The sequence below is a fragment of the Streptomyces sp. NPDC127197 genome (assembly GCF_042672405.1).
Taxonomy (GTDB): domain Bacteria; phylum Actinomycetota; class Actinomycetes; order Streptomycetales; family Streptomycetaceae; genus Streptomyces; species Streptomyces flavusporus.
The window spans coordinates 1-4216 of record NZ_JBHXVG010000105.1 but is presented as its reverse complement, the minus strand read 5'-3'; the positions used below and the strand labels follow the sequence as shown (position 1 = coordinate 4216).

General features: G+C 68.4%; 8 protein-coding genes. 4 read left to right on the top strand and 4 right to left on the bottom strand.

Annotated features, from left to right (window positions below; genetic code table 11):
- The 4 genes from ACFVJQ_RS45480 to ACFVJQ_RS45465 all read left to right on the top strand — a co-directional run.
- Positions 1-168 (top strand): ATP-binding protein (locus ACFVJQ_RS45480; RefSeq protein WP_385509773.1); only part of this gene is annotated, 168 nt, incomplete at its 5' end.
- Entirely contained in the window at positions 165-848 is a 684-nt protein-coding gene (locus ACFVJQ_RS45475; RefSeq protein WP_385791843.1) for a response regulator, read from the top strand. The genes ACFVJQ_RS45480 and ACFVJQ_RS45475, both read left to right, overlap by 4 nt.
- A 60-nt stretch (positions 849-908) precedes the next feature.
- Positions 909-1307, top strand: a complete 399-nt coding sequence (locus ACFVJQ_RS45470; RefSeq protein ID WP_105968602.1) for an OB-fold nucleic acid binding domain-containing protein — start codon at positions 909-911, stop codon at positions 1305-1307.
- Positions 1308-1310: 3 nt separating this feature from the next.
- A complete protein-coding gene (locus tag ACFVJQ_RS45465) occupies positions 1311-2075 on the top strand; it encodes a DUF3159 domain-containing protein (protein WP_129801023.1) in 765 nt (254 codons plus the stop codon).
- Between the two features lie 66 nt (positions 2076-2141).
- On the opposite strand, the gene ACFVJQ_RS45460 is transcribed toward ACFVJQ_RS45465, so the two are convergent.
- The 4 genes from ACFVJQ_RS45460 to ACFVJQ_RS45445 all read right to left on the bottom strand — a co-directional run.
- Complete coding sequence (locus ACFVJQ_RS45460; protein WP_129801023.1) at positions 2142-2906, bottom strand: DUF3159 domain-containing protein; 765 nt, start codon at positions 2904-2906, stop codon at positions 2142-2144.
- Positions 2907-2909: 3 nt separating this feature from the next.
- Positions 2910-3308, bottom strand: coding sequence for an OB-fold nucleic acid binding domain-containing protein (locus tag ACFVJQ_RS45455; RefSeq protein WP_105968602.1), 399 nt, complete (start codon positions 3306-3308; stop codon positions 2910-2912).
- A gap of 60 nt (positions 3309-3368) precedes the next feature.
- Complete coding sequence (locus tag ACFVJQ_RS45450) at positions 3369-4052, bottom strand: response regulator (RefSeq protein WP_385791843.1); 684 nt, start codon at positions 4050-4052, stop codon at positions 3369-3371.
- Positions 4049-4216, bottom strand: a 168-nt coding sequence (locus tag ACFVJQ_RS45445; protein WP_385509773.1) for an ATP-binding protein, incomplete at its 5' end; no start/stop codon positions are given. The genes ACFVJQ_RS45445 and ACFVJQ_RS45450, both read right to left, overlap by 4 nt.

The window sequence follows — 4216 nt, the reverse complement described above, 5'->3', positions numbered from 1 at the left end:
GTCGGCCTGGGCCTCGCGGTCGCCCGGGGCTTCGCCGAGGCCATGGGCGGCACCCTCGACGCCGAGGACACCCCCGGCGGCGGCCTCACCATGGTCCTCACCCTCCGCGCGGCAGGAGCTCGCCCCGTGCTTCTTTCCTCCGCACCCCAAGAAAGGCAGGCTCAATGAACCGGGTGCTCGTGGTCGACGACGAGCCGCAGATCGTTCGCGCCCTCGTGATCAACCTCAAGGCGCGCAAGTACGAGGTCGACGCGGCCCAGGACGGGGCGACCGCCCTCCAGCTCGCCGCGGCTCGCCACCCGGACGTCATCGTCCTCGACCTGGGGCTGCCGGACATGGACGGCGTCGAAGTGATCAAGGGCCTGCGCGGCTGGACCCGCGTGCCGATCATCGTGCTGTCCGCCCGGCACTCCTCCGACGAGAAGGTCGAGGCACTCGACGCGGGCGCCGACGACTACGTCACCAAGCCCTTCGGCATGGACGAACTGCTGGCCCGGCTGCGCGCGGCCGTCCGCCGCGCCGAGCCCACCGGCGGCGGCGAGGACGAGGTGATGGTGGAGACCGAGGAGTTCACCGTCGACCTCGTCGCCAAGAAGGTCAACCGCGGCGGCAAGGACGTACGGCTGACCCCCACGGAGTGGCATCTGCTGGAAGTGCTGGTGCGCAACACCGGCCGGCTGGTCAGCCAGAAGCAGCTGCTGCAGGAGGTGTGGGGACCGTCGTACGGGACGGAGACCAACTACCTGCGCGTGTACATGGCACAACTGCGCCGCAAGCTGGAGGCGGACCCGTCGCACCCGAAGCACTTCGTCACGGAGCCGGGGATGGGATACCGCTTCGAGAAGTGAGCTTTCGAGCTGTGACACAGGGGTTACGTGACTGTCGGTGCACCCCGGTAGGCTTCAGACATGAGTGCTGTTCCTCGTTCCGAAAAGCCGGTGGGCCGGTTCCGGCGCATGCTTGACCGGCTCTCCTCTTCGCAGGAGGACCTGGAGTCCGAGGAACTGCGGGAGGACGCCGAGACCGCAGGCTGTACGCGGATCGGTGACTGCCACGACCGACAGATCGTCACGGTTACTGGTACCTTGCGCACGGTCACACTGCGGCCGCGCGCGGGAGTCCCGGCCCTGGAGGCCGAGCTGTTCGACGGCTCCGCCGCACTCGACGTGGTGTGGCTCGGTAGGCGCTCCATCGTCGGGATAGAACCGGGGCGCAAGCTGATCGCATCGGGCCGGATCTCGATGAGCCGGGGCCGCCGGGTGCTCTTCAACCCGAAATACGAACTGAGACCCCTCGGACGGGAGTAGCCGGTGACGTCGCTCGACAAGCCGACTGAACACACCGAAGACACCGATCAGGACGCCCGCGCGGTCACGGAGGCCGCGCTGTTCGAGGCGTTCGGCGGCGTGCGGGGCATGGTCGAGACGGTGCTGCCGGGCCTGCTCTTCGTGACCATCTACACGATCAACAAGGACCTGCACCTGTCGGCGATCGCCGCCCTGGGCGTGTCCCTGCTGCTCGTCGTGGTCCGCCTGGCGATGAAGGACACCGTCAAGCACGCCTTCAGCGGTGTCTTCGGCGTGGCTTTCGGCGTCGTCTTCGCGATGATGACCGGCAACGCCAAGGACTTCTACCTGCCCGGCATGCTCTACACGCTGGGCCTGGCGCTGGCGTACATCATCACGACCCTGTGCGGCGTCCCGCTGATCGGCCTGATGCTCGGCCCGGTCTTCAAGGAGAACCTCTCCTGGCGCACCCGCAACCCCGGCCGCAAGAAGGCATACGCCAAGGCCAGCTGGGCCTGGGGCCTGATCCTGCTCACCAAGTGCGCGATCCTCTTCCCGCTGTACTGGTGGGCCGACACCACACAGCTGGGCTGGGTGCTGGTGACCCTGAAGATCCCGCCGTTCCTGCTGGCGGTCTGGCTGACCTGGGTCTTCCTGGCCAAGGCGCCGCCGCCCATCGACGTGTTCGCCGAGATGGAGGCCGAGGAGCGCGCCGAGCAGGAGCGCAAGGCCGCCCTTGCGGGGGAGCACGGGGAGCTGCCGACCGGCGCTCGCCACCGGCGGGACTGACAGCCGTCGATACGAGGATGGGGCGCCCTGAGATCTCAGGGCGCCCCATCCTCGTATCGACGGCTGTCAGTCCCGCCGGTGGCGAGCGCCGGTCGGCAGCTCCCCGTGCTCCCCCGCAAGGGCGGCCTTGCGCTCCTGCTCGGCGCGCTCCTCGGCCTCCATCTCGGCGAACACGTCGATGGGCGGCGGCGCCTTGGCCAGGAAGACCCAGGTCAGCCAGACCGCCAGCAGGAACGGCGGGATCTTCAGGGTCACCAGCACCCAGCCCAGCTGTGTGGTGTCGGCCCACCAGTACAGCGGGAAGAGGATCGCGCACTTGGTGAGCAGGATCAGGCCCCAGGCCCAGCTGGCCTTGGCGTATGCCTTCTTGCGGCCGGGGTTGCGGGTGCGCCAGGAGAGGTTCTCCTTGAAGACCGGGCCGAGCATCAGGCCGATCAGCGGGACGCCGCACAGGGTCGTGATGATGTACGCCAGCGCCAGGCCCAGCGTGTAGAGCATGCCGGGCAGGTAGAAGTCCTTGGCGTTGCCGGTCATCATCGCGAAGACGACGCCGAAAGCCACGCCGAAGACACCGCTGAAGGCGTGCTTGACGGTGTCCTTCATCGCCAGGCGGACCACGACGAGCAGCAGGGACACGCCCAGGGCGGCGATCGCCGACAGGTGCAGGTCCTTGTTGATCGTGTAGATGGTCACGAAGAGCAGGCCCGGCAGCACCGTCTCGACCATGCCCCGCACGCCGCCGAACGCCTCGAACAGCGCGGCCTCCGTGACCGCGCGGGCGTCCTGATCGGTGTCTTCGGTGTGTTCAGTCGGCTTGTCGAGCGACGTCACCGGCTACTCCCGTCCGAGGGGTCTCAGTTCGTATTTCGGGTTGAAGAGCACCCGGCGGCCCCGGCTCATCGAGATCCGGCCCGATGCGATCAGCTTGCGCCCCGGTTCTATCCCGACGATGGAGCGCCTACCGAGCCACACCACGTCGAGTGCGGCGGAGCCGTCGAACAGCTCGGCCTCCAGGGCCGGGACTCCCGCGCGCGGCCGCAGTGTGACCGTGCGCAAGGTACCAGTAACCGTGACGATCTGTCGGTCGTGGCAGTCACCGATCCGCGTACAGCCTGCGGTCTCGGCGTCCTCCCGCAGTTCCTCGGACTCCAGGTCCTCCTGCGAAGAGGAGAGCCGGTCAAGCATGCGCCGGAACCGGCCCACCGGCTTTTCGGAACGAGGAACAGCACTCATGTCTGAAGCCTACCGGGGTGCACCGACAGTCACGTAACCCCTGTGTCACAGCTCGAAAGCTCACTTCTCGAAGCGGTATCCCATCCCCGGCTCCGTGACGAAGTGCTTCGGGTGCGACGGGTCCGCCTCCAGCTTGCGGCGCAGTTGTGCCATGTACACGCGCAGGTAGTTGGTCTCCGTCCCGTACGACGGTCCCCACACCTCCTGCAGCAGCTGCTTCTGGCTGACCAGCCGGCCGGTGTTGCGCACCAGCACTTCCAGCAGATGCCACTCCGTGGGGGTCAGCCGTACGTCCTTGCCGCCGCGGTTGACCTTCTTGGCGACGAGGTCGACGGTGAACTCCTCGGTCTCCACCATCACCTCGTCCTCGCCGCCGCCGGTGGGCTCGGCGCGGCGGACGGCCGCGCGCAGCCGGGCCAGCAGTTCGTCCATGCCGAAGGGCTTGGTGACGTAGTCGTCGGCGCCCGCGTCGAGTGCCTCGACCTTCTCGTCGGAGGAGTGCCGGGCGGACAGCACGATGATCGGCACGCGGGTCCAGCCGCGCAGGCCCTTGATCACTTCGACGCCGTCCATGTCCGGCAGCCCCAGGTCGAGGACGATGACGTCCGGGTGGCGAGCCGCGGCGAGCTGGAGGGCGGTCGCCCCGTCCTGGGCCGCGTCGACCTCGTACTTGCGCGCCTTGAGGTTGATCACGAGGGCGCGAACGATCTGCGGCTCGTCGTCGACCACGAGCACCCGGTTCATTGAGCCTGCCTTTCTTGGGGTGCGGAGGAAAGAAGCACGGGGCGAGCTCCTGCCGCGCGGAGGGTGAGGACCATGGTGAGGCCGCCGCCGGGGGTGTCCTCGGCGTCGAGGGTGCCGCCCATGGCCTCGGCGAAGCCCCGGGCGACCGCGAGGCCCAGGCCGAC

Excerpts from the sequence above, each read along its gene's own strand:
- ACFVJQ_RS45455 (WP_105968602.1), bottom strand. The coding sequence starts at position 3,308 with ATGAGTGCTGTTCCTCGTTCCGAAAAGCCGGTGGGCCGGTTCCGGCGC.
- ACFVJQ_RS45470 (WP_105968602.1), top strand. The coding sequence starts at position 909 with ATGAGTGCTGTTCCTCGTTCCGAAAAGCCGGTGGGCCGGTTCCGGCGC.
- ACFVJQ_RS45475 (WP_385791843.1), top strand. The coding sequence starts at position 165 with ATGAACCGGGTGCTCGTGGTCGACGACGAGCCGCAGATCGTTCGCGCC.
- ACFVJQ_RS45450 (WP_385791843.1), bottom strand. The coding sequence starts at position 4,052 with ATGAACCGGGTGCTCGTGGTCGACGACGAGCCGCAGATCGTTCGCGCC.